This window comes from Spirosoma lituiforme, assembly GCF_054776635.1.
In genome coordinates this window covers 298,374-324,359 of sequence record NZ_BAAHBO010000005.1, presented here as the reverse complement: position 1 = coordinate 324,359, position 25,986 = coordinate 298,374, and the positions used below count along the sequence as shown (strand labels likewise).

General features: G+C 51.9%; 19 protein-coding genes. 11 read left to right on the top strand and 8 right to left on the bottom strand.

Annotation, left to right across the window (positions count from 1 at the left end; genetic code table 11):
* Positions 1-46 precede the first annotated feature (46 nt).
* On the top strand, positions 47-1,891 hold the full coding sequence (locus ACYU87_RS18845) for a glycoside hydrolase family 9 protein (RefSeq protein ID WP_461135630.1): 1,845 nt from the start codon (positions 47-49) through the stop codon (positions 1,889-1,891).
* Between the two features lie 6 nt (positions 1,892-1,897).
* Here the strand turns inward: ACYU87_RS18845 and ACYU87_RS18840 are convergent, their stop codons facing one another.
* From ACYU87_RS18840 to msrA, 3 genes are all read right to left on the bottom strand, one after another.
* On the bottom strand, positions 1,898-2,077 hold the full coding sequence (locus ACYU87_RS18840; protein ID WP_461135629.1) for a hypothetical protein: 180 nt from the start codon (positions 2,075-2,077) through the stop codon (positions 1,898-1,900).
* 80 nt (positions 2,078-2,157) lie between these two features.
* The gene (locus ACYU87_RS18835; protein WP_461135628.1) at positions 2,158-3,366 is read right to left on the bottom strand and encodes an MFS transporter; all 1,209 of its coding nucleotides are present in this window, start codon (positions 3,364-3,366) and stop codon (positions 2,158-2,160) included.
* Between the two features lie 85 nt (positions 3,367-3,451).
* Entirely contained in the window at positions 3,452-4,114 is a 663-nt protein-coding gene (gene msrA / locus ACYU87_RS18830) for a peptide-methionine (S)-S-oxide reductase MsrA (RefSeq protein WP_461135627.1), read from the bottom strand.
* 110 nt (positions 4,115-4,224) lie between these two features.
* Between msrA and ACYU87_RS18825 the strand changes: the two genes are divergently transcribed.
* Positions 4,225-5,070 (top strand): AraC family transcriptional regulator, encoded by an 846-nt coding sequence (locus ACYU87_RS18825; RefSeq protein ID WP_461135626.1) that lies wholly within the window; start codon positions 4,225-4,227, stop codon positions 5,068-5,070.
* Between the two features lie 96 nt (positions 5,071-5,166).
* Here the strand turns inward: ACYU87_RS18825 and ACYU87_RS18820 are convergent, their stop codons facing one another.
* Positions 5,167-6,732 carry a RagB/SusD family nutrient uptake outer membrane protein gene (locus ACYU87_RS18820; RefSeq protein ID WP_461135625.1) on the bottom strand — a complete coding sequence of 522 codons (1,566 nt, stop codon included), beginning with the start codon at positions 6,730-6,732 and terminating at the stop codon, positions 5,167-5,169.
* 34 nt (positions 6,733-6,766) lie between these two features.
* A complete protein-coding gene (locus tag ACYU87_RS18815) occupies positions 6,767-9,997 on the bottom strand; it encodes a SusC/RagA family TonB-linked outer membrane protein (RefSeq protein WP_461135624.1) in 3,231 nt (1,076 codons plus the stop codon).
* Positions 9,998-10,438: 441 nt separating this feature from the next.
* On the opposite strand from ACYU87_RS18815, the gene ACYU87_RS18810 reads away from it, so the two are divergent.
* Both ACYU87_RS18810 and ACYU87_RS18805 read left to right on the top strand, forming a co-directional pair.
* Positions 10,439-11,578, top strand: a complete 1,140-nt coding sequence (locus tag ACYU87_RS18810; RefSeq protein ID WP_461135736.1) for an FG-GAP repeat domain-containing protein — start codon at positions 10,439-10,441, stop codon at positions 11,576-11,578.
* Between the two features lie 77 nt (positions 11,579-11,655).
* Positions 11,656-12,063 carry a hypothetical protein gene (locus ACYU87_RS18805; protein ID WP_461135623.1) on the top strand — a complete coding sequence of 136 codons (408 nt, stop codon included), beginning with the start codon at positions 11,656-11,658 and terminating at the stop codon, positions 12,061-12,063.
* Positions 12,064-12,139: 76 nt separating this feature from the next.
* Here ACYU87_RS18805 and ACYU87_RS18800 read toward each other — a convergent pair whose 3' ends face one another.
* From ACYU87_RS18800 to kduI, 3 genes are all read right to left on the bottom strand, one after another.
* Positions 12,140-13,666, bottom strand: a complete 1,527-nt coding sequence (locus tag ACYU87_RS18800) for a Gfo/Idh/MocA family protein (protein ID WP_461135622.1) — start codon at positions 13,664-13,666, stop codon at positions 12,140-12,142.
* Between the two features lie 187 nt (positions 13,667-13,853).
* On the bottom strand, positions 13,854-14,585 hold the full coding sequence (locus tag ACYU87_RS18795) for a pseudouridine synthase (protein WP_461135621.1): 732 nt from the start codon (positions 14,583-14,585) through the stop codon (positions 13,854-13,856).
* 60 nt (positions 14,586-14,645) lie between these two features.
* Positions 14,646-15,530, bottom strand: coding sequence for a 5-dehydro-4-deoxy-D-glucuronate isomerase (kduI, locus tag ACYU87_RS18790; protein WP_461135620.1), 885 nt, complete (start codon positions 15,528-15,530; stop codon positions 14,646-14,648).
* A gap of 499 nt (positions 15,531-16,029) precedes the next feature.
* Here kduI and ACYU87_RS18785 point away from each other — a divergent pair, with 499 nt between their 5' ends.
* The 7 genes from ACYU87_RS18785 (at position 16,030) to ACYU87_RS18755 (ending at position 25,984) form a co-directional block, all read left to right on the top strand.
* Entirely contained in the window at positions 16,030-16,764 is a 735-nt protein-coding gene (locus ACYU87_RS18785; RefSeq protein ID WP_461135619.1) for an HAD family hydrolase, read from the top strand.
* 124 nt (positions 16,765-16,888) lie between these two features.
* A complete protein-coding gene (locus ACYU87_RS18780) occupies positions 16,889-18,040 on the top strand; it encodes a TIGR03364 family FAD-dependent oxidoreductase (protein ID WP_461135618.1) in 1,152 nt (383 codons plus the stop codon).
* Between the two features lie 415 nt (positions 18,041-18,455).
* Entirely contained in the window at positions 18,456-21,719 is a 3,264-nt protein-coding gene (locus ACYU87_RS18775) for a SusC/RagA family TonB-linked outer membrane protein (RefSeq protein WP_461135735.1), read from the top strand.
* Between the two features lie 56 nt (positions 21,720-21,775).
* On the top strand, positions 21,776-23,344 hold the full coding sequence (locus tag ACYU87_RS18770) for a SusD/RagB family nutrient-binding outer membrane lipoprotein (RefSeq protein ID WP_461135617.1): 1,569 nt from the start codon (positions 21,776-21,778) through the stop codon (positions 23,342-23,344).
* A gap of 67 nt (positions 23,345-23,411) precedes the next feature.
* A complete protein-coding gene (locus tag ACYU87_RS18765; protein WP_461135616.1) occupies positions 23,412-24,482 on the top strand; it encodes an alkaline phosphatase family protein in 1,071 nt (356 codons plus the stop codon).
* Between the two features lie 30 nt (positions 24,483-24,512).
* Positions 24,513-25,433: a metallophosphoesterase family protein gene (locus ACYU87_RS18760; RefSeq protein WP_461135615.1), complete on the top strand. Its 921-nt coding sequence runs from the start codon at positions 24,513-24,515 to the stop codon at positions 25,431-25,433.
* A gap of 2 nt (positions 25,434-25,435) precedes the next feature.
* Complete coding sequence (locus tag ACYU87_RS18755; protein WP_461135614.1) at positions 25,436-25,984, top strand: HD domain-containing protein; 549 nt, start codon at positions 25,436-25,438, stop codon at positions 25,982-25,984.
* Positions 25,985-25,986 lie beyond the last annotated feature (2 nt).

The window sequence follows — 25,986 nt, the reverse complement described above, 5'->3', positions numbered from 1 at the left end:
GGCAACCCGCGCAGTAGGGACATTACACAACCAACCTCACTTGTCAATGCAGTTTCGATTACTAAAAACCCTGTTTGTCGTTGTTTGTATCCACCCGTCGTGCCTGTTGAATGCACAATCCATTCGTGTTCTAACCAATCAGGTAGGGTATGAGCCGGCAAAAGCCAAGCGGGCTATTCTGATGGCCGACCGGCAGGTGTCCGTAAACGGTTTTGAGCTTGTCAACACGGCAACCGGCAAGGTGGTCTATTCGGGGAAGCCCCTCTTCAGCGGATCCGTGAACAAGTGGAAGAACTGGCTTTTCTGGACGATGGATTTCAGTGCTTACAAAACCGAGGGCACGTATCGGGTGCAGGTTTCCGGGGCGGGGAAGCCGGTCGAGTCCTATCCATTTTCAATCAGCAAAAATGTACTGGAGCAGTTTACCTTGTCGGATGTCGTCTATTATTTTAAAGGTCAGCGTAGTTCCGGGTTGCTGGATAAAGCAGATCATAAACTGATACTGGCGGGCCATCCGGCTGATTCACTGGACGTTCACGGAGGCTGGTACGATGCAACCGGCGATTACGGCAAGCATTTGTCGCACCTGACGTTCTCATCGTACTTCAATCCACAACAAATCACACTGACGGCCTGGAGCCTGTTCAAAACGCATGATCAACTCACAAAACGAACGGGCTCGGACTTTCGGCAGTATACGCGTCGGCTGCTCGATGAGGCCATGTACGGTGCCGACTACCTGGTGCGGGTACAGGCCAAAGGTGGTTCGTTCTATCGGTCGGTCAAAGCACCGGGACCGGGGAAATTAGCAAAAGACCGCGTTATTCAGGCTGAAGATAAAGCGTATCGCATCAAGCAAACGAAAGACCAGACACTGGCCAGCGCGGCCGATGAAACAAACTGGCGAAAGTACCAGGTCAGTTACCGGTCGGGTGGGGGGCTGGCTATTGCCGCACTGGCGATGGCATCTGCCTATGGCCCGGATATGACGGGTGATTTTAGCCCCGCTGTCTACCTGAAAGCTGCCGAAGATGCCTTCGCTTTTCTGGAAAAAGAGAACGTAGCTATGACCAACGATGGCGTTGAGAACATCGTTGATGAGTACTGCGCGTTGAGTGCAGCTACGGAACTGTACAAGGCGACGAAAAAAAATAGCTACAAGCAAGTGGCCGATAAACGGGCGCAGCAACTTCTGAATCGACTTTCGTCCTGGAAAAACTACAATGGTTACTGGCGGGCCGACAATCAGGATCGGCCCTTCTTTCACCCCTCCGATGCGGGATTGCCGTTAACAAGCCTGTTGTATTATTACCCGCTGGCGTCGCCCCAGATTCAGGCTAAGGTAAAAGAAGTCATTAAGCGCTCCCTGGCGCACGAACTGGCGATTACGCACGAAGTAACGAATCCGTTTGGCTACAGTCGGCAATTGGTGCAGGATACATTGGGAAGTCGGCGGAGTACATTTTTCTTTCCGCACGGAAGCGAGGCTTCGCCCTGGTGGCAGGGTGAAAATGCCCGGATTGCGTCTATGGCAACGGCTGCTCGGCTGGCCGCTCCGCTATTCAGCGACGACAAACGACTGCACGATCAATTGAATGGCTTTGCGCTCGATCAGCTTAACTGGATACTGGGGTTAAACCCCTATGATGCCAGCATGCTACAGGGGGCGGGCCACAACAACCCGACCTACGGCTTTTTCGGAACGTTTGAATACACGAATGCACCCGGTGGTATCGTAAACGGCGTAACGTCCGGACTCAACAATGAAGACGATATAGACTTTAACTTGGCTTATAAACAAACCGGTAAAGACAGCGATTGGCGATGGGCGGAGCAGTGGCTGCCGCATGCGGCCTGGTATCTGCTGGCCATCGCGGCTAATGAAGAGTAGACGGAATCAGAACTCGATGCCCTCTTCGTGTAGCAACTCGGCCAGGTTCAGAACAGCGTCATTCAGAACAGGTACGCTGGCATCCCAATCCTGGGTGATCCAGGGCTGGACACGCCTGATTTTCTGAGCTGTTTTGAGGGGAGTGCAACGGCTAAGGTCATGGCTTTCGGCGATTAGTTGTACCATCAATACTACGTATTTTTAACCAGAAGTGAACAGAAGCGTCAACTAGAAACATATGGCTTAACGATGGGGAACAGGTATACTCAGAAAAGGTTGACCATGCGCGCTAGTCCTGCCGAAATAAAGAGCAGAACCGCTACAAACCCCAGTCCGTAGTATAATCCGAACGCTTCGGCCACAAATCCGATGAGGGGAGGGCCAGCCAAAAACCCGATGAAACTAAACGTCGCAAAGGTTGCCAGCCCTGCCGCGGGTGGAATGCCCGGTACCCGCATGGAAGCTGCATACAGTACCGGTGCTCCGAGGGAACAGCCTGCCCCCAGTAAACCGAAGCCAATAAGCGCCGTTGTTGGGTAAGGAAGTAAAATGGCAAACAAAAGGCCCGCTGCGGCCAAAACCCCACCAATTTGCAACCAGCGTTTGGCACCGATCTTGGGAATAATGGCATCACCCAGAAAGCGAAACCCGGTCATTGTCAGGGAGAAGCTGGCAAAGCCCAGTGCCGCAATCTGGCTGGTGGCACCAAGGGTTTCGCGAAGATAAACCGCGCTCCAGTCAAAGGCAGCTCCTTCGCCCATGGCCAGGGCAAGGCCGATCAGAATCATCAACAGGAGGTCCAGATTGGGCCGAACAAACGACGATCCGGCTTTTTCGCCCGTTTCGGTCTGGCTACTCGACGGAATCTGCGCCAGAACCGGCTGTAATACGAAGGTCAGTAATAAGATCAGGCCGGCCATCACCGCGAGGTGGGTTGGGGGCGACATATGGAGTGAGATAACCACACCGGCAATTCCCGAACCAAGCAATCCCCCCAGGCTCCACATACCGTGGCACGACGACATGATAACGATGCCCCGGGCGCGCTCCAGGTTCGTCGCGGTGGTATTCATGGCCACATTTATGAGGGCCGCGTTGAGTCCCATCAGAAACAGTCCAATGGCCAGTACGTACGGATTCGGTGCGTTGAGCGGAATACACACCGCCAGCGTTAAACCGATTGCCGACCAGAAACAGGAGCGCGCTTCGCCTAGTTTAGCGATGACCCAGCCCGTTAGGGGGTTCATAACCAGCAGTCCGATGGGCATGGCGAACAGCGTCAATCCCAGTTCCGCATCCGAAAGGTGCAACTTCGCCTTCACGTACGGAATATGGGCGACCCAACTGCCAAACAGAATACTATCAGAGGCAAACACCAGGCCAATGGCCAATGCCTGCCTGTTCAGGAAAAAGGTCAACAGATTCTGGACAAACAGATTGCGATGCGGGTTATTCAAGGGGGCCGTGGTATTCATAATGCAAAAATAGCCGGTCAGGGCCGGCTATTTCTATAATCAGTTATCCTTTACTAATGCTGAGTTGACGCTTTTACGTTAGAAATTAATTATTCATCGTTAACGCTGTATTATTCTTGAGATGTCCCGCCATAGCCTTCCGTAGTTTCTCTACTTTAGGCAGCGATACCCGCTGAATGTAAGGCTGGTCGGGGTGCAGCGCAAAATAGTTCTGATGGTAATTCTCCGCTGGGTAGAAGACACTGATCGGCGTTACTTCCGTCACAACCGGATTCGCATAGTGTTTCGACTCGTTGGTGCGTTTGATAGCGGCCTGAATTTCGGCTTTTTCCGCTGGTGTCCGGTAGAAAGCAACGGAGCGATAATCACGACCAACGTCGGGGCCCTGGCGGTTCAGGGTAGTGGGATCATGTCCGGCAAAAAAAGCATCGAGTAATTGCGCGTAGCTGATTACTTTCGGGTCGTAATAGACCTGCACTGATTCAGCATGACCGGTCAGATCCGTGCCAACTTGCTCGTAGGTGGGGTTCTTGACGCTTCCGCCAGCATAGCCGGAAATAACTTCCCGAACGCCTTTGAGCTGGTTCATGCCTTCGTCCAGCGCCCAGAAGCAGCCACCGGCGAAGGTAGCAACCGCTTCTCCATCCTTCTGAACGGGAAGCTTGGCGGGCGATGTGTCTTTCGATTGACCTTGTGCACACCCTGCGAGCAGAAGCAGACTGAGCGCCAGTAAGTGAATTCGTTTCATGTTGTTCTATAAAGTATTGTTACGTTATAAACGATTGAAAAGGGGTTACAGTTTCCTGTTTGATGGAAGGCGGACGGAAACCCGCGAAAATACAGACTGCGTTTGCCGCTATGAAGCTTCAATTCGAGAAAATAGAGCCGGAAGCCGGAAGTTCGTTCAAGGTTATGCACAATACAGAACCCGAAACTTGTCGGGTTTATTGGCACTATCATCCTGAGTATGAGATTGTCTACCTGCCAGACGGTAACGGGCAGCGCCGGGTGGGTACCAATGTGTCCCGCTACGAAGTAGGCGAACTTGTTTTCATTGGGCCGAACCTGCCGCACCTGAATTTCAGCTACGGAAAAGAAGGTCAATTTGACGAAATCGTCGTGCAACTGCGCGATGATTTTATGGGGGATTCCTTCCTGCAAAAGCCGGAACTGGCTACCGTTCGGCGGTTATTTGAGCGGGCTCACGCAGGGCTTACATTTGGCATCGGGACCAGACAACGGGTAGGGCCTCTGTTGGCGAAACTACCGGAGCAGGTTCCCTTCGAACGGCTGGTAACGCTGCTGCAAATTCTGCACTACCTGGCGAATGCCCCGGATGCAGAAGCACTCCATACCGAGGGTGTCCGGTTCGATCTTAACCCGAAAGAGCAGGATCGCATCAACCGGGTATACCAGTACGTAGAAAAGCACTACGCCGAACCAATCGATATGCGGGCCGTAGCTGACCTGTCCAGCCTGACCGTACCTGCCTTCTGCCGGTATTTTAAACGAATGACCCAGTCGACGTTTACCGATTTCGTGAATGAGTACCGCATCAGTCAGGCCCGCCGGTTGTTGGATTCTGCCCGTACAATAGCCGACGTAAGTTCTGCGGTTGGCTTTAATAACCTGTCCCATTTCAATAAAACGTTTCTGGCCGTAACGGGCCAGACGCCAGGTGCTTACCGCAAGACGATTATCTAACAACTTAAAAGGCGAAAGACTAAACGAGTGAAAGAGCGATTACACCGGCGTCAGCCAATCGCTCTTTCACTCGTTTAGTCTTTTACTCTTTTAAATTTAAACGCCCGGATACCCTGGATTCTGTGTTTTCAGATTGGGGTTGTTCAACAGTTCCTGTTTAGGGATGGGCAGCAACAGGTGTTTCTCCTGCAATGCCTGATTTGAACTGGGGTTCACGTGGCCAACAAAATTATCGAACCCGTTGGTTTTGTCATTGTACACTTTCCGCAGGCGTACCATGTCAAACCAGGTGATCTGTTCGTAACATAGTTCGTGCCACCGTTCCCGCCAGATGGCTTCGCGGAAGGTTGCCTGCGTGTAGGTACCCAAAGCGGGTGTGGTGAGCGTAGCCCGGTCCCGAATGCGCTTGAAGGCATCGTAAGCCGCCTGAACAGGGCCACCCACTTCGTTCTGCGCTTCAGCGTAGATCAGCAGCGTTTCGGCGAAACGAATCTGGGGTACATTCAGGTTGTTCTGCCGCGAACCCGCAACACCGGCCGTTCCGTTGGCTGTGCGGTTGAAGTGCTTGAACACATACGGTGCTCCAAGCGAAAACTGCGCCCCGTTACCGTTGGTGTAGTAGGTCGTATAAAAATACCCGGACTGGTCTTTGGCCCGCAGGTCGCCTGCTTCGTATGAGTTATAGAAGGATGACGTTGGTACTGAACTTCCTGTTCCTCCCGGTCCATTGTACGTAACTGGCTTGAAGTTCGGATAGAAGTTGTCCATCGGATTCCGTGCTACCAGCGTGTTGTACTGAATCATGTACAGGTGCTCTACCCGGTTTTTCGTGCTTTCCCGGTGTACGTCTTCGTACGTTGTGAACAGATTGATCAACGACGAATTCGCATTGGCATACGTAATTACTTCCAGGGCTTTATCGGCGGCTAGCTTGTAGTGCGATGCACCTTTCCCGAGCGGGAAACCGGCCATGGTCAGGTACACTTTGGCGAGCTGCGTTTTTACCGCAGCCAGATTAGCCCGACCGCTTACATCCATCCAGGCCAGACCCGATGCTTCGGCCGCTGTCAGATCCTCGACGATCAGTTTGTATACATCTTCTTTCGACGCGCGAGCGGGTAAGAAATCCGCTGAGGCCGCTGACTGAGGAGTCGTAACCAGTGGAATATCACCCCACAACTGAACGGCCGTAAAGTAAGCCGTTGCGCGCAGAAACCGGGCTTCGCCCAGGATCTTGGTTTTTTGAGCCGCATCCATTGGGGTAATGGCGGGTACCCGATCGAGCAACTGGTTGGCATTGGCAATAACCGTATACAGACCATTCCAGTAGTTAACCACGTGCCCTGTATTGCCATCGTGCACCAGCGAATACAGGTTGTTCAGATCGGAGTTCTGCGCGGTCTCGGTGGTAGATGTACCCGTTAGCGCTTCCAGTAGCTGCCAGTTGCTGGAAAAAATACCGGCATCATTGCCCATAAACCGGGTACTGGCGTATACCGCTGCCAGCGCGGCTTCTGCATGGTCTGGAATGGTATAGAAGTTACCGGATGTTAAGTTTGACGGGGCCTGTTCGGTCAGGAATTCGGTACATCCGGCGGGACCCGTCAGGGCTATGCCACACAGAAGAACCCGACTTATATTTTTTACTAACGTATGTCTCATTGTTAAATGTCAATTAGTTAAATGCGTTTGCGGACTACAATCCGATCTGAAGACCCAGCAGGTAGGTGGTTGGTTTTGGATAGTTGTGCCAGATCATGCCCTGCGAGAAAGCACTGTTTTCGTTGGCCTGGTTCGTGGGGGTTACTTCCGGATCGCCAACGATCGGATCTTCCAGCAACAGGAAGAAGTTCTGGCTGGATGCGTACACACGCAACCGGTTTATTTTAAGCTTGTTGGTCAGCGTAGCCGGGAAGGTGTACCCGAACAACAGGTTTTTGCCGCGCAGGAACGAGCCATTCTTGATCCAGTGGCTATCAACGTTGGTTACGTAACCGGCCCGTGTATCCCGAACTTCGGCAATCTGGCTGCCCTGGTTGTTTTCCGTCCAGGCATTGAGCACAGACGAGTAGCTGTTAGCCAGTGCCTGACGGTCTTCGCTGGCGTGCAGGTTCATTAGCATAACCTTGTTACCAAACATGTACTGGAGTTCCAGTGTAGCGTCGAAGTTGCCAAACCGGATGTTGTTTGTCATAGCACCCCAGCCTTTCGGACTACCGTTGCCGATGATGCTACGGTCAGCATCCGTGATGGCCTTATCGCCATTTACGTCCAGGTACTTGATGTCGCCCGGCAAAATGGTCAGGCCGTTCCGATAGCTGGTAAATTTGGCAGCTTCTTCGCGCTCCGCTGTACCCCATACGCCTACACGGGTCAGGCCCCAGAATGAACCTACTGCTTCGCCAACCCGGATTATATTGGTTGGGTTGGTAAAGTTAGGACCACCCACGTTGAAGATATCGGAGGGAGTCGCCAGCGCTAAGACCTTATTTTTATTAAGCGAGATGTTGAACGATGTATTCCAGCTAAACTGACCCCGGTTGATGTTCACCGTATTCAGACCAAATTCGAATCCTTTGTTTTCCATCGAACCGACGTTCCGGCGAATCGTAGCGTAACCGCTGGTGCGTGGAACTGGAGCATCAAGCAGCATGTCGGTCGTTAAACGATAGTAGTAGTCCGCTTCTATTGTCACACGACCTTTGAACAGACCAAGTTCCAGACCCACATCGGTTTGGGCTGTTTTCTCCCAGCGAAGGTCAGGGTTAGCCAGACGGTTGATACCCGTTCCGCCTGTTCTGGTATCGTTGTAAATCGTTGCGTAGTTGGAACTAAGCAGCGATAACGATGAATACGGTGGAATCTCTGAGTTACCCGTTAAGCCATAGCTGGCACGAACTTTAAGGTTAGAAATGGCATTGTTTCCTTTCAGGAAATCTTCTTCCGATACGCGCCAGGCTAAAGCCGCCGAGGGGAAAAAAGCGAACTTGTGGTTTTCCCCGAACTTCGACGAACCATCGGCCCGGCCCGTTGCGGTGAACAGGTATTTGTTTTTATACCCGTAGTTGATCCGACCGAAGTACGAATTGAACGCAAACCGTGATGCGCCCGAGCTAACCGCTGGGTTGATAGCACCAGCCCCTAAGTTATTGAACGTAAAATAGTCCGTGGCAAAGCCGCTGACGCTGGCCCCGAATCCAAAGGTGTTGGTTTCCTGCCACGATAAACCCAGCAAGCCCGTGAACGAGTGGTCCTGACCGATCTGCTTGTTGTAGGTCAGGTAGTTTTCCAGCGACCAGAAATTCTGCCGGTTGTTGTTGGTCGACGCGTTACCGTTGTTGCCAATGTTCAGCGTACGGGTTTGCGACTGGTTAATTTCCTGGGTTTGAATGTTCGTACCCAATACCGTACGCATTTCCAGCCCTTTGCCGAACGTGATGTTGGTGAACAGGCTACCCAGAATCGTTTGCGTATTCTGGATGTATTTGCGGTCCGTCAGGCGGTGAACCGAACTCATCGATCCTTCAGCGTATGGATAATCGCGGTTTTCAGCGAAGACACCGCTATCGGGATATCGAACAGGCAAGAAAGGGAAGTCTTCCACAATTTGCCGAGCTACGGCGTCATTAATGTCCACCAAGTTTTCTGTCTGGTAGTTATAGCTCATCGTACCGCCGATTTTTAACCAGCTTTTCACCTGATCATCGATCGAGAAGCGACCCGAATACCGTTTCATGTACGAGGTTTTGATTAACCCCTGATCATCGCGGTAGTTAAGCGAAAGCGAGTACTGTGTCCGCTCGTTACCCCCGCTGAAACCCAGCTGGTGGTTCTGCGACAATTTGTTCTGCGACGACTCCTTGAACCAGTCGGTATCATACAGTGGGTTCAGGTTGGCATCGAAAACGCCCGGATGAGCTGCGCTGAAGGCTGTCCGGCGGACTTTCGGATCAAGATAAGTCCATTTGCCAGCTGCCCAGCCGACGGGATCGTATTTGGCCATATTCTGGTACGCCAAATCCTCGGTGGCCAGGTACTCTTTGGCATTCAGCACTTTTGGTTTGTTCGGACCAATCGTGTTAACACTGAACTGGCTGTCGTACGTCACGCGGCTTTCACCGGCTTTCCCTTTGCGGGTCGATACCAGAATAACGCCGTTGGCGCCCCGTGCTCCGTAGATAGCCGTTGACGACGCATCTTTCAGGACCTCAACATTGACGATATCGTTCGGGTTAATGTAGTCAATCGGGTTACTGAACTGATCGCCCGTACCCTGTGGTAGCATCACGCCATCAACCACGTACAGCGGGTTGTTCGACGAGTTGATTGAGCTAAACCCACGAATCCGGATCGTTGTCCGACCACCGGGACGACCCGAGTTGGTGTTTACCTGTACACCCGGCATCCGGCCCGAAAGCGCCTGGTTCAGCGATGGGGCTGGCCGCTCCATCAATTGGGCTTCTTTAACGCCGGATACGGCTCCGGTAAGATCCGATTTCCGGGTGGTACCATACCCGATAACCACAATCTCGTCGAGTACTTTGCTGTCCGTTTTCAGGCTAACATCAACCGATGTCTGATTGCCCAGACGTACCTCCTGTGGAAGGTAGCCGACAAACGAAAATACGAGGGTAGCCCCCGTTTCAGGCACATCTAACTTATACCGGCCATCGACGTCCGTAACGGTTCCGCGTTGGGTACCTTTCAGGATAACACTAACACCGGGTAAGCCTTCGTTCTTTTCGTCCGTAACCCGACCGGTTAAGGTTCTGTCGGCACGAATTTCCGGACGATTTGTAAATGAATTCCGCTCGAACGAATTGTTCGCATACGTAAAACTGACGCAGGTAAAGGCTAGCAGCAGTTGAGTACTTGAGGTTTTTAAAAGTCTGCCCAGCATTCGTCGGGGAAGTAAGTGTTTCTTCATAAGGAAGTTTCTTTAGGCTATTAGTTTAGAGTTGGTTGGAAAAGAAAATTATACATTGGCTAGATTTTTTGTGAAAACACCAAGGGAGTTTAGAACTACTCTTGAGGATTAGAAAATAATTAAAAAAGAGTTAAACGGTTGTTAAAAATAATAGTCAAGTGATTTTTGCGTCCCTGTGAGTATATATGACAGCAGAAATTTAACTGGAAAGGGGCTATTGGGGCCTTTTCAGCTACCTGCCATGAGTATAAATACAAGAACACAAACGGTAGAAAGTGGGCGGAAAACGTGTCTGACCGTAACTCACTATACGCGGTGGAATTTTGATCGGCATCCCGTACGATTCCTGCCTGATGACCGCTACTAATTGATTCGATGACACTGCTTGCTGTAGTAAAGATGATTGCGTTCAGTCTTTGGTTCAGTAAAACCGATGCCTGTATGCTCCGTCCGGTCAGTAGTCTTTTCGCCTTGCTGGTTTTCGCCAGTGCTGTTGCCCCCGAACCTGGTTTGCGCTTCAGCCGTTATTTCGTAGCGGCCGAAAGTTATGAGTCGGTGGGGGTCTTCGATGTGGATAATAACGATACCCTCGATCTGGTATCGGGCGATTTCTGGTACGAAGGGCCACGCTTCCGAAACCGGCATCTTATTGGCAACGAACCCCGTAAAGAACAGTACTACGACGATTTTTCGACCATTCCAATGGATGTGAACGCCGATGGTCGGCTGGATTTCATAACCGGCGGCTGGTTCGATCAAACCCTGCGGTGGGTCGAAAATCCCGGAAAAAAAGGAACTGTCTGGCCATTGCACGAAATCGGTAAAGTCGGTAATGTGGAAACAACCCGTGCCTGGGATGTAGACGGCGACGGGGTGCTCGACATTGTGCCGAACAATCCGAACCATCCGCTGAAGTACATTAAGTTGGTGAGTCCTGGCGTATTCAGGACTGTAACGGTGGCCCCAACCCAGGGGCACGGGCTTGGCTTCGGTGATGTAAACGGCGACGGACGGGGCGACCTGATCGTGAGTGTTGGCTGGCTCGAAGCCCCCGCCAACCGGGAGCAAACGCCCTGGACGTTGCATAAGGAATTTTCGTTCGGTACGGCCAGTGTGCCAATTATTGTTGCCGATGTGAATGGCGACAAGCAAAACGATTTGATTGTGGGTCAGGGCCACAGTTACGGATTGCACTGGTACGAACAAACCCGCGGGGCCAATGGACAACGTGGCTGGACAAAGCATCTGATCGATGAGAAAAACTCACAATACCACTGCCTTGAATGGATTGATATAACGGGCGATGGACGTCCGGAGCTGTTAACGGGCAAACGGTTTCGAGCCCATAACGGCAAAGATCCCGGTGAAGAAGATCCCGTTGGTCTGTATTATTTTACCTGGGATGCCCCAACGAAACAATTCACCAAACATGACATTGCCTACGGTCCGGCAGGTGTCGGGAAAGGAACGGGTATTTACTTTGCCGTGGCTGACCTGCGCAAAACCGGCCGAAAAGACATTATCGTGGCTGGGAAAGATGGCTTGTCTGTATTTTTTAACGAAAATGCCCTGAAAAAATAGCGTTGTTAGTCGATATGCATAGCAGTTTTTACGTATTTTTATCTTTCGTTTTTTTCTTTCCGTAACTAACTGACTGTATGCAACGTGCTCAATTAAAGGAGTTTTACGGCTATGGCCTTATACTGGCCGTACTGACAACCGTTCAGCTTTACTCCGCTTATCTTGCCGCCACAACCGACCTTTCCCTTTCCTGGAAGCACTACGTCGGCTTTGGGGCTACAGCCCTGGCGGGCGTTTTGTGGGCCTTTCGTAAACCCCAGTACCTGTTCTATGCCCTTGGCTTGACGCTGGTGTTAGGGTATGAAAACCTTATCGGGTTCACGCCTACACTCGATTTCACCGCTACGCGCTACTACATCAACAACCTGGCGTTTCCGGTATCCTACCAGGATTTTTCGATGTACATGCTCCTGATCTGGGCTTATGTGGCTCACGAGCGGCTACGCACAATGGTACAATCGCTATTTCTTAAGACCAGTAACTAATTGTAAAATGGTTAACCACAGAGGCCACGGAGAAAATAAAAACTCCGTGGCCTCTGTGGTTAACCATTTTACCGATTTATGCCGTTAAAGACCAGCCCTGACGGTACTCCCGTTTGACGAACTGATTGGCTTCGTCGAAGTTGGTGATCTTCATGTTTTTACCGTCCCATGACAGTTGTTTCCGGCCAGGGTACGTGAAGCCTTTACCGTCGGCTTTAGGCTGGCGGACGGTGTAGCTACGAATAGCCAGATTGCCCATCAGTACCGATTCCGTCAGCGGTCCTGCGAAATCGAACGACGACGTAAGGGCTTTGTGCTCTTTGCTGTTGAAACCCGCTTTGCAGGCTTCGGTCCACAGCACCTGGTGGCCGTTTTCCGGCAGTGGTTTGGCACCATCCGCTGGCTTTGGTTTTGGATCACCTACAATTTTCTTCCCGTCTTTGGTGTAAAGCTTAGGATCTTCGCCATACATACCGCAGATCAACAGCCCCTTGTCGCCGTGGATGAGTACTCCATTTTCACCGTTTTCGGGCATGGGTTCGCCTTCAGGCAACATCTCCGGGCGGAAGGGACGAAGGCCACCATCTTCCCAGATCATTTTAACCACCGACTTGTTTTTAGCCGTTGCCGGGAATTTCAACTCCACATGCGACGATGGCGGGCAACCTTCAGGAATATACTCGGGTGTCCAGTCCTTTAGAAAGACCTGACCAATGCTGGTTTCAACTTCCGTTGGGTAACCGAGGCCGAGTACGCGGAACGGGGTATCCATGATGTGGCAACCGATGTCGCCGAGCGCACCAGCACCAAAATTCCACCAGCCGCGCCATTTGAAGGGGTGATAAGCGGGTGTATAGCCAACTTTCTGAGCAGGTCCGAGCCACAGATCCCAGTCCAGATCAACGGGCACCTGGTCAACGGCCTGTGGCACTGGAATGCCCTGCGGCCAGACAGGCCGATTGGTCCAGAGATTAACGGTATGGACCGTACCCAGCAGGCCCTTGTCGAACCAGTCTACCATTTGCTTCTGCTGCGGGTTCGACGAGCCCTGGTTGCCCATTTGCGTAACGACTTTGTATTTACGGGCCGCTTCGGTGAGCATCCGGGCTTCGTAGATATTATGCGTCAGCGGCTTCTGTACGTACACGTGTTTACCACGCATCATGGCGGCCATCGCCACAACCGCGTGCGTATGGTCGGCCGTTGAAACCGTAACGGCATCGATGGTTTTGCCTTCCTTGTCGAGCATCTCCCGGAAATCTTTGTAGCGTTTCGCGGTCGGATGTTTCTCGAAATTTTCTTTAACCCGGGGAAGTCCCCAGTCGACATCACAGAGGGCTACGATATTATTCGCGCCGTTGTTATACGAGTTGTTAGTGTCGCTAAAGCCTTTACCGCCGAAGCCAACGCCGGCAATGTTGAGTTTGTCGCTGGGTGCAATAAACCCTTTTCCGCCCAGTACGTGGCGGGGCACAATAAAAAAGCTTGCCGCAGCCAGCGCTCCGGTTTGCATGAATTGACGCCGTGATGTTGTGGAGCCGGAAGCCACAGCCTGATTAGGCGAGTCTGCCGATCCGGGCGTTGAGTTGTCTGATGGATTCATAGAAAAGGATGTCAAACAGATTTAGAGAGAAAAGGAGGGACATACGCTTTTTTACCCTATTGATTTTGGGATTGTTAAAATCATAGAGTAAGCTCAGAAAAGAAGACTAAAAGCGAATTCGACTCTGCCGTAGATCAGCGCTGTTCATTGAATGTACTGCCCTGTTTACCGGCAAGCCAATGTAAATTTATACGGCTGCCGTCCCAAACAACGCCCCCAACATCCGCCCAAACTCATCCTGAAAGGGTGCCGAAATCACAATCCGTTCCGCCGTAGTGGGATGGGTAAAGTTAATTTGCTGCGCGTGAAGCAGCATGGTGTTCATCTCGAAATGATCCTTGAAAAGTTTGTTCTGCTTGTTGCAGCCGTGAGGCCGGTCGCCGATGATAGGGTGAAGAATATGCGCCATGTGCTTGCGTAACTGGTGCATTCGGCCGGTGGTTGGCGTTAACTCTACCAATGAATAACGGGAGGTGGCGTGTTTGCCGAAGGGCAAAGGAATTTCGGTGCGCCGAATGGTTTTCAGATGCGTAAAGGCGTCCTGTAAAATATCGGGACCGCCACGGTCGTCATCTTTCCGAAGGGGATAATCGATCTCCTGCTCATCGGGCGTGAAGCCGCGCACAATGGCCAGGTAGGTTTTATGAACAGCGCCTTCCATAAACTGCTGCTGCATAGTGGCATTCATGGATTCGGATAGGGCAAACAGCAGCACGCCCGCCGTTTTTCGGTCGAGCCGATGTACAGGGTAGACCCGCTGTCCCAACTGGTCGCGGAGAAGCTGAACGGCAAATTCGCTAGCATCGCTGGCAATCATCGACCGATGTACCAGCAAACCATGCGGTTTATTGATGGCTACTAAATCTGTATCCTGATACAGTATAGAAAGGGGCTGGGTTATCGTTATAGCTGGATTCATCTCCCGCAAATAGCGCAAAAATACAGACACCCTTTCCCATATCCGCTCAGCAGACAAACTTTACTTCAGGTCTGTTATCGCGCAGAAATCCATATCGCCATAGTCGAGGTTTTCGCCGGCCATACCCCAGATAAAGGTGTAGTTCGACGTACCCGCTCCGGAATGTATCGACCAGTTGGGTGAGATAACGGCCTGTTCGTTCTGCACAAAAATATGGCGGGTTTCCTGCGGTTGTCCCATAAAATGGCAGACACTCTGGCCTTCCGGAACCTCGAAATAGAAGTACACTTCCATTCGCCGGTCGTGGGTGTGGGCAGGCATCGTATTCCAGACGCTGCCCGCTTTCAGCTCGGTCATACCCATTTGTAGCTGACAGGTGGGGAGTACACTGTTGACCAGCAGTTTGTTGATAACCCGGTGATTGGCCGTTTCCATACTGCCCAGTTCCACGACTTCGGCATCCGTGCGTGCTATTTTCCGGGTTGGATACTGGCGGGTGGCGGGGGTAGAGTTGAGGTAGAATTTAGCAGGGGCATCGGCATCGAACGAAATGAACTGGATGTCCTGCGTACCCTGGCCAATGTAAAGAGCTTCTTTATAATTCAACTCATACGGCGTACCGTCGGCAACAACGCGACCCGCCCCGCCTACGTTGATGATACCCAGTTCGCGTCGTTCCAGAAAATAACTGGCCTTAAGCTGGTCGGGTGTGTCGAGCGTAAGCGGACCGTCGATCGGCATCACACCGCCCGTCAGGTAGCGGTCGAAGAACGAGAGTACCCATTGGAATTGGTTGGGAATGAAAAGCGTGTCGATCAGAAAGTTCTGCCGAAGCTGCGCCGTATCCATGCCTTTTACTTCATTGGGTGAAGACGCATATCGGCTTTCGAAGACGGTTTTCTGGTCGACCTGGTCGTCTGCCAGAGGGGTTGATTGGACTTGCATAGTTCGATAAATTGCCTGCTGGCAAAAGAAAGTTTAACGGAAACGGGATGATGAGGAGTCAGTCATAAACTAGCTAAAGTACAAATTTACTTCACTGAACGGCTACGAAGAAGGCTAGCTACATTGGCCTATTCCAGTAGGATTGACTAGCTATTTTACACTAAAATAGCGGTGTAGTACAACATAGCCCCCGTTCAAGCCGCTAATTTACTTGTTTCTATTTGCAAACGTTGCCGCAAACGTTTGCAAATAGAAATACAGCGTCTTAAAAACGTTTAATTCAAATACGCGGCCATGTCGATCAGGCGAAGCGGGAAACTAACGCCGAAAACTAGTGTTGAGATGAAATCTTTTTTTAATTATATCTGGTGGCTCCCCGCAGGAGATGCGCATTGGAAAAACCCATTTGCGTCAATTTTACTTTTTCTTAATCCAGGAGACGTTGGTCGTACCGAAAGATTCTGTTGATTTGTCTACTTTTCCTTTGATTCTATACGCTATGCAGCCAATTGAGTTAGTTGTTTTCGATATGGCCGGGACTACCGTCACCGATCACCACGAAGTAGAGCGCTGTTTTGCCGAAGCGGCTGTGGAAACGGGTTTGTCTGTTAGCGATGAGCGGATTCTGGCCATGCAGGGCCTGTCCAAACGCTTCGTTTTTGAGACGCTCTGGAAAGAGCAACTGGGTGATGACAGTCCCGAAATTCAATCGAAGGTCGATCATTCTTATGATGCGTTCCGGCACATACTGGAAAACCATTACCGTACACAGGGCGCAACCCCCACCGAGGGTTGCCTGGAAACGTTTGCGTATCTGCATGAACGCGGTATCGCTATTGCTCTGACAACGGGCTTCTACCGGGTCGTGACCGACATTATTCTGGAGAAACTCGGCTGGCTCGATGGGCTCGACGCGCAACGGGTAGGTACGGCTACCAGCCTGTTACAGACATCCATTGCCAGCGACGAAGTAGCCCATGGTCGTCCTTATCCAGAAATGATCGAACGAGCCATGCAGGTAACGGGTGTGACAAACCCCAAAGCGGTGGTCAATATCGGCGATACCCCTTCCGATTTACTATCGGGGCGTGCTGCGGGCGTGGCCTTGAACTTGGGCCTCACAAACGGGACACACTCGCGGGAACAGCTGGAAAGCCAGCCCCACGATTTGCTTCTGGGTTCTCTGCGAGAGTTACCCGCCCTGCTGGAAAAGCATAACCTGTCCCTTGCGTAAGATCCAGTGAAGTCGGATGCTCAAACCTGGCCAGCGAGGTTTCTCAAAACCCCGTTTGAGCTATTTTCATGGTTTGGGTTTGTCCTGACGGTCATGAGGACATTATTGCCATACTCTTTCAAAAATGACATCATCGTACGATCTGATTATAGTTGGTGCCGGAACGCTCGGTACGTTCCATGCTTATCACGCGGCTAAGTCCGGGAAGCGCGTTCTGTTGCTCGAAAAAGATAGCTACCCGGTTGGGGCTACCGTCCGAAACTTTGGGCAGGTCGTGCCATCCGGACTAGCGGGCCGGTGGTTCGAGTACGGTCGCCGGAGTATGGAAATTTACCGGGAGCTACAACAGGAAACTGACCTGACGGTGCGGCCCAATGGTACCGTATACATCGCATCCGATGCCGATGAGCTGACGCTGGCGAATGAGCTACACGATCGATACCAGCAGGTTAGCTACCCAAGCGAGTTGCTGACGAAAGCCCAATGCCTGGCCAATTACCCAGCGCTAAAGTCTGATTATGCCGTAGGCGGAATTTTCTTTCCGCAGGAAATGAGCGTCGAGCCAGAGCAGATGATTCATCGGCTGCTTGCTTTCGTTCAGCAGAAATACGGCGTCGACTATCGCCCTGGTTCCGTTGTGATTGACGTGCAGCCGAAGGCCAGCGGAGCCACGGTAACGCTGAGTAATCGGCAGCAGTTTCAGGCGGAGCGGGTACTGATTTGCGGGGGTCATGAGGTCCGGCTGCTGTTCCCTGACGTGCTGGCGCAAGCGGGCTTAGTGGTCAGCAAACTTCAGATGCTACTGGCCGAACCGGTGGCGGGCCTGTATTTACCCGGCAACGTGCTGACGGGGTTGACGATACGGCGCTACGAAGCGTTTCAAGAATGTCCGTCCTACGCCAGCATTAGCGCAAACACGCCGGCGCACCTCACCGAACTGAAACAGTGGGGGATTCATATTCTGTTCAAGCAAGCCATCGATGGGTCTATCATCGTTGGCGATTCGCACGAGTACGCAGCGGCCACCCAGGCTGAAGATCTCGGTTATCATACCCAGGATTACATCAATGAGTTGATGCTAAACGAAGCCCGGCGCATTGTTACCTTCCCGTTAACGATCAAAAAAACATGGGCTGGTTTTTACAGCCAGACGAAGGACGAAATCTTCGAACATAATGTAACGGACAGCATTCGCATCGTAACGGGTATCGGTGGAAAAGGCATGAGCTCCGGCGCCGGATATGCCGAAGAAAGCATACGGCAATGGCTTCCGTAATGAGGACGAACGATGGTGCGAACGTCTACGTTCGTACCTACTATTACCCGGCCTCCAGCCGAATGACTGTGTATAGTTACGGCCAGAGGCCTACTAATAATGTGTACAAACGTAGACGTTCGCACCATCGTTTGATCACCATCATTCTGTAAAATTTATACATGCATAGCTATGTGTTATGATTGAATTCTTTAATAAGAAATAGTTATCATTCCGGTGTTAAGGCAAGATAAATATCTTGCCTTTTTTGTTTATAAACAGATAATAAGTACTTAATAATGAGCCAATAAGACAATGATACTTTTGCGGAAAATTACTTGAGCAACACTAACCTGTCAAACGTATGAAGCTTCGTATACCAACTTCAACGTCATGGCATCGGCCGACCACTACTCGTGATCATGGCCGACTGTCCATGACGTTTTTATTTTGCCTGTTGTCCGGCCTGTCGGCTTTTGCCCAGGGCATTAGCGGGCGTGTACTTTCTGGTGATGATAACCAACCGCTGCCGGGCGTGTCAATCATTGTTAAAGGCACCAATACGGGTACAACCAGCCGGGCCGATGGGACGTATTCGATTAATGCGCCATCTGCGGGTACGCTGACGTTTTCGTTTATTGGCTACGAAACGCAGGATATTACCGTAGGCAACCGGACCACGATTGATGTGTCGATGCGGGGTAGTGAAAAGGCGCTCAACGAAGTAGTCGTCACGGCGCTCGGTATCAAGAAAGACGTTCGGCAAACGGGTGTCGCCATTCAGACCGTCGATGGGTCGCAACTGCTGAAAGCCCGTGAACCAAACCCGATCAACTCCCTGACGGGTAAAGTCGCTGGTCTGACCATTGGGGCGTCGGCCGAATTGCTGGGTCGTCCGTCGGTCACGCTGCGGGGTAATCAGGATGTACTGTTCGTTGTCGATGGTATTCCCATCACGTCGGATACCTGGAACATCAGCGCCGACGATATTGAGACATACACCGTCTTGAAAGGAGCATCGGCTTCTGCGTTGTATGGCTTCCGGGGTAAAAATGGCGCAATCCTGATCACCACCAAACGCGGGACGAAAGACAAACGTGGGTTCTCTGTTGAGGTGAATACGAGTCAGATGGCCGATCAGGGTTTTCTCGCCATTCCTAAAGTACAGGACGAATATGGCCCCGGCGATCACGGCGTGTATGCGTTCAGCGACGGAAAAGGCAATGGCCTGAACGATGGTGACTACGACATCTGGGGCCCCGCGCTCAACGGCCAACTGATTCCGCAGTATGACAGCCCGGTTGTATCGGGGCAGAGTTTCACCACGAAATTTCCGAATGGGGCCAGCTTCACCAGCAACCGCCAGCCGACGCCCTTCCTGCCGCGTGGGAAAGACAACCTGAGCCGGTTTATTCAAACGGGTATCCTGTCGAACAACAACGTTGCCGTGGCCGCGTCGGGTGAGAAATACGACATGCGTTTTTCGCTGTCCCATAACTTCCAGCGGGGTCTGGTGCCGAACACCAAGCTGAACGTGACCAACTTCAATATGACGGGCGGGTATAACTTTTCGCCGAAACTGCGTTTCGAGGCCAGTCTGAACTACAACCGCCAGTACACGCCGAACTTTCCGGACGTAAACTACGGGCCTAACTCGCTTATTTATAACGTGATTGCCTGGGGTGGTGCCGACTGGAACATCGACGATATGAAGCAGATCTGGCAGCCGGGCAAAGAAGGTACGCAACAGATTTATGCCGAATACCAGCGGTACAACAACCCCTGGTTTCTGGCAAAGTACTGGTTGCGGGGTCACTACAACAACAACGTGTATGGGTACACGTCTTTACGCTACCAACTGGCCGATGGCTTACAACTGACGGCCAAAACCCAGCTGACGACGTATAGCCTGCTTCGTACGGAGAAGTTCCCCTATTCGGCAACGACCTATGGCCGTGAAGAAGCCCGTGGCGATTACCGAGAAGATCGCCGGAATTTGTTCGACAACATCAACCAGGTGCTGCTCCAATATAACCGCAAAGTGACGAAGGATTTAACCATTGGTGCACTGGCCGGTGGCGAAGCCCGGATTTTCAACTATAATACCGATTACGCCAGCACCAACTATCTGAACGTGCCTGGCGTATATAACTTTGCCAATTCATCGAATCCGGTAATTGCGTCGAACTTCCAGTCAGACATGCGCGTACTGTCGGCATACTACTCGGCTGATTTTACTTTCCGCGATTATGTTACCCTGAGCACAACGGGTCGGCTGGATAAACTCTCGACTTTACCGAAAGGAAACAACGCTTACTTCTATCCGTCTGTGGCTTTGAGTACTGTTATTTCAGATTACGTTAAACTACCGGCCAATCTGGGTATTTCATTCCTGAAATTGCGGGCTTCGTATGCCAACGTAAAAGACGGACTGACTCAGTCCACGATTCAAAATGCGTTTAATCCATTCCCGAATTACGGCTCGAATCCAATTGGTTATGGCGATAACTATTCATCATCGTATGGCGGACCAACCTATCAGAATTCAGCGGTGTATTCGTTGCCGCTATCGTATAACAACAAGCCGTCAGCGTACTATACCAATACGCTGAATAACCTGAATCTGAAGCCAAACTCAAGCTCTCAGAGTGAAGTTGGCCTGGATGTTCGTTTCTTCGATAACCGAATTGCCGTCGATGCCGCCTATTATGTCAGCAATGATGGCCCTCGCATTTTTCCCGTACCTTCATCAGAAGCAACAGGCTATGTTAGTCGGTTAGCCAACGGTATTCAGACCCAGAAAAAAGGGGGCGAAATCTCGGTAACCGGCAAAGCGATCCGGTCGGCAAAAGGCCTGAACTGGGATGTAGTTGCTAACTATTCGACCTATACCGAACGGCTGAAAGAAGTGTACCCGGATGGGGGAATCAATACGCTGGCATCGAGCTACTTTGTGGGTAACAGCAGCGATGCCCGCTACATCAATATCGGCGACCGGACGGACGGCTTCTATTCCAGTGCGTTCGTGCGTACTCAGGACGGGCAGTTGATCAACGATGCGGGTGGTCGTCCAATCATCAATCCGGTATCTCAGTTTCTGGGCTACGTGAATCCTAAGTTTGTCTGGGGGATTAACAACCGGTTCAGCTACAAAAACCTTACGTTCAGCTTCCAGTTCGATGGACGCGTCGGGGGTGTTATCGGCGACTACGTTCGGCAGAAAACCTTCCAGGGTGGCCGTCATATCGAAACGGTGCAGGGTGCCTTTGGGGCCGCCCGTCCTAACGATGTGCTGGGTATCAAGTCATATCTGGGCGATGGCGTAGCCCTGGCCAGCGGCACGATTAATTACGATGTGAACGGTAATGTGCTGAACTACGGTGAGTTGAAGTACACGCCTAACGTGACGAAAACCTACGAGCAGGATTACATAGCCCGTGTTTTCGGGGCTACAGAATCCTACCTGATGAACCGGAGCTTTGCCAAACTGCGTGAAGTGATCATTGGCTATACCCTGCCGACAGCCATGCTGGGTCGCATTGGCGTAAAACAGGCCAGTATATCGGTTGTCGGACGGAATCTGCTCTACTTCGCTCAGTACAAAGACATCGATCTCGATCAATTTGTAACGGGTGGCCGCTCGTCGCTGCAAACTCCGACCACCCGCCGGTACGGTATCAATTTGAATCTGACATTTTAATCCGGTTCGCTGGCGTGAGCATCTCTCTCTCCAGCGAATTCCCAACAATAGTCTTTATGAAAGTCAATAAACTCTTCATTGTCTCGCTGATGGCCCTTGGCCTGACGCTCTCGGGCTGCGAAAAGCCGTTCGATGAACTGGAGCAGGACCCAAACCGGCCAACGAGCGCTCCAGCCTCACTGGTGTTCAACGGCGTATTGAACGATATGTATAGTGTAGCGGGCGGTGGTGCCTGGAATGAAGCCCAGCGCTGGGGTCAATTTTATGCCAGTAACTACAATTACTACGCAACCAACGACTACGCCTGGACAACAACAGGCCTTAATTACACAACGCTGAAAAACGTGGTGAAGATGGAGCAGGAAGCCAGGAAGGCGGGTTTGCCGGATGTAAACGCTTACTCGGCGCTGGGTAAGTTTTTCCGGGCGTACTTCTTCGAGAACATGACCAAGCGGGTGGGCGATATTCCATTGACCGATGCCTTGCAGGGGCTGGACAACCCCACCCCGAAGTACAACACCCAGAAAGAGGTATATATACAGGTGCTGAAATGGCTCGACGATGCCAACTCGGACCTGACCACGCTGATTGCCAAAGGCGACAACAACCTGTCGGGCGATATTTACCTGGGCAACAGTCTGACGAAATGGCAAAAAACGGTCAACACCTTTAAACTGCGGGTGCTGGTGAGTTTGAGCAAGAAGGAATCAGATACGGATTTGGCTGTAAAAACCCGGTTTGCCGAGGTGCTGGCCAACCCAACCAAATACCCGGTGATGACGTCGATGGATGATAACCTGCAGTACATCTACAACACGTCATTCAACAAGTACAACCGCAATCCGGATAACTTCGGCGGAAACGCCACCCGCGAGAACATGGCGGCTACGTACCTGGGTACCCTGACAAGCCTCAAAGATCCCCGGACATTTGTGGTGGCCGAACCGGCTACGGCGAAGGTTGCCGCTGGAGTCAAGCCAACTGATTTTTCGGCTTTCGTCGGGGCATCGTCGGGCGAAGATCTGGCAACGATGTCTTCGAATGCCAACCAGGGGCTGTATTCGTTCCAGAACCGCAAGCATTACTATAGTACCTATACCGCCGAGCCGTACATCATCCTTGGCTATCCGGAACTGCAGTTTACCATTGCCGAAGGTATCAACCGGGGCTGGGCCAGCGGTACGGCCGAAGATTACTACAAAAAAGGCATTCAGGCATCCTGGGCTTTTTATGGCCTGACGGACGGCGCTAATACGGTTTACTTCTCGGCCGATGGAGGGTATAAAGTATTCAACACGTACACGGTGAACGTTAGCTTTGCTGATTATTACGCGCAGACTGCCGTGAACTATGCAGGTAGCACCACCGGGCTGAACCAGATCTTAACGCAGAAGTACCTTGCCTTCTTCCAGCAGTCGGGTATGGAAGCGTTTTATAACCAGCGCCGGACGGGTGTACCCACGTTTTTAACCGGACCCGGAACGGGTAACAGCCAGCGGATTCCGGTGCGGTGGCAGTACCCATCAACCGAACGGTCGTATAATACGGCGAACAACACGGCTGCTGTAGCCAGTCAGTATGGTGGAACGGATGATATTAATGCCGCCATGTGGTTGCTGAAATAATTGAGTATTTTCACGGCCGATGGGCAGGTGTTTTGACACCTTGCCCATCGGCCTTTTTCGATAAACTATGCGACAACTTTACCTACTGTTTGCGCTGTTCCTGAGCAGTTCGGCGTTGGCTCAGACCGCTCAGAACATCATTCTGGTAACGCTGGACGGCGTGCGCTGGCAGGAAGTGTTCAATGGGGCCGACTCAACGCTGCTATTCGATCCGATGTATAGCCGCGACACCGCCAGCGCCCGGAAGCAGTTCTGGGCGGCTACCCCCGTCGAACGCCGGAAAAAACTGACGCCCTTTCTCTGGAACACCATCGGCCAGCAGGGTCAGCTTTATGGGAATCGACAGAAAGGAAGCCGGATGAATGTATCGAATCCGCACTGGTTCAGTTACCCTGGTTACAACGAAATTCTGAGCGGCTACGCCGATGACCGAATCAAATCGAATGATAAGATCGATAATCCGAACGTAACAGTACTTGAGTTCCTGAACAAGCAGCCGGGAATAGCCGGAAAAGTAGCCGTGTTCTCCTCCTGGGATGTGATTGAAGCCGCCGTCAATGAAAAGAAGACCGGCATTCCGGCCAGTTCGGCTAATGAACCCACCCAGCCGGTGACCGCTGCCGATACCGTGCTGAGCGATATGACGACCCTCTACCCACGCGAGTTTGGCGATGGGGTCCGGGCCGATTTTCTGACGTATTTTTCGGCCCGGCAGTACGTGAAGCAGAAACAGCCCCGTGTTTTGTTTCTGTCGTTCGATGAAACCGACGACCTGGCTCATGCCGGACGGTATCACGATCATCTTCGCATGGTGCAGTCTATTGACAACTACCTGGCCGATTTATGGAAGATGGTTCAGCAGATGCCGCAGTACGCCGGAAAAACTGCCATCCTGGTTACCACAGATCATGGCCGGGGCCATACACCCAAAGCCCGCTGGAAAGATCACGGTACCAAAACCGCCGATTCGTACCAGATCTGGCTGGCTGCCATGGGGCCGGGCATTCGCGCAACGGGCGAACAGACCGGTGGACCCGTCCTGTTCCAGAATCAGCTGGCGGCCACAATGGCCCGGTTGATGGGCTTCACGTTCACCTGCGATCATCCGGTTGGTGCCCCCATCGACACCAATAAATAGAGTACGTTTAACGAACATCCTGCTTCGACAATGAACCGTAGAACTATCCTCAAATCAGCGAGCCTGCTGCCTTTCGTTCCCGCTTCCAGTGACCAGCTTGCTCCGGCACCCGCTGCCCGCAAACGATCGGTTCGGTTTGCTTACCTCGGCGATACGCATATCACGCCCGACAGTAAGCCAATGGAAGCGATAGCCAAGTGCTTTCACCACGCCCAAAATCACGCTGACAAACCGGCATTTATCCTGCACGGGGGCGATGTGATCATGGACGCACTGGCCAGGGATCGTGACGATGTACGGAAACAATGGGAGGCCTGGAACACCGTTGTAAAAGCGGACAGTTCATTACCCATCGAATACTGTATTGGCAACCACGACATCTGGGGATTCGAAGGGGCCAAAACAGACCCAATGTACGGTAAAAAATGGGCCGTCGATCAGATGAAAATCAGCGGTCGGTATCGTAGTTTTGACAAAAACGGCTGGCATTTCATCATTCTGGACAGTGTGCAGATCAAACCCGATGGCAAGTGGTATACGGGTTATATCGATGGGGAGCAGCTGGAGTGGCTGAAACAGGACTTGGCTAAAACCGGAACGAAAACACCCACGCTCGTCCTGTCGCATATTCCGATTTTTAGTCCGACCGCCTTTTTTAGTCAGCAAAATATAAAGGAGGGTAACTGGTCTATTTCGGCCGGTCTGGTCCTGTCGAATACGCCGGAACTATTGACATTGTTCTACCAGTACCCAAACGTAAAAACGGCACTCAGTGGTCATATGCACCTCCTCGACCGGGTTGAGTACAATGGGGTTACGTACATGTGCAACGGAGCCGTTAGTGGAAACTGGTGGAAGAGCGATACGTACCAGCAAACGAAAGCGGGCTACGCGCTTATTGATTTATACGACGACGGCAGCGTAGAACGAACCTACCTGCAATACACATAGCCATGGAAACGATTGTTACTCTTTTCGCCCAGGGAGGTCAGGATGCCTATTTCGGCGAGCCCGTTACCCAGCTTGAGCACGCGCTGCAATGTGCACTACTGGCCGAAGAGGCCGGTACGGACGAGGAAACGGTGATAGCCGCTTTCCTGCACGACATCGGGCATTTGCTGCCTCCCACTATGGCCGATGGGTACATGGATGGCTATGGCACCGTTGATCACGAACGGCTGGGAGCCGATTACCTTCGTAAGCTTGGTTTCTCGGAAAAAGTGGCCCAACTGATCGAACACCATGTGAATGCCAAGCGTTACCTGGTCTATAAAAATACGAAGTACTTCGCCCGTCTGTCAGAAGCCAGTTTAAAGACGCTGGACTTTCAGGGTGGCCCTATGACGCCAGACGAAGCTGCTGACTTTGAAGCGAATCCGTACTTTAAGGGTATTCTGCAAATGCGAACCTGGGACGAGCAGGCCAAAATTCCGGGTTTGCTAACGCCCGGTATGGACTACTATGTAGCCATGGCGGCCAGGCACCAACGCATTGTCGGTTGAGA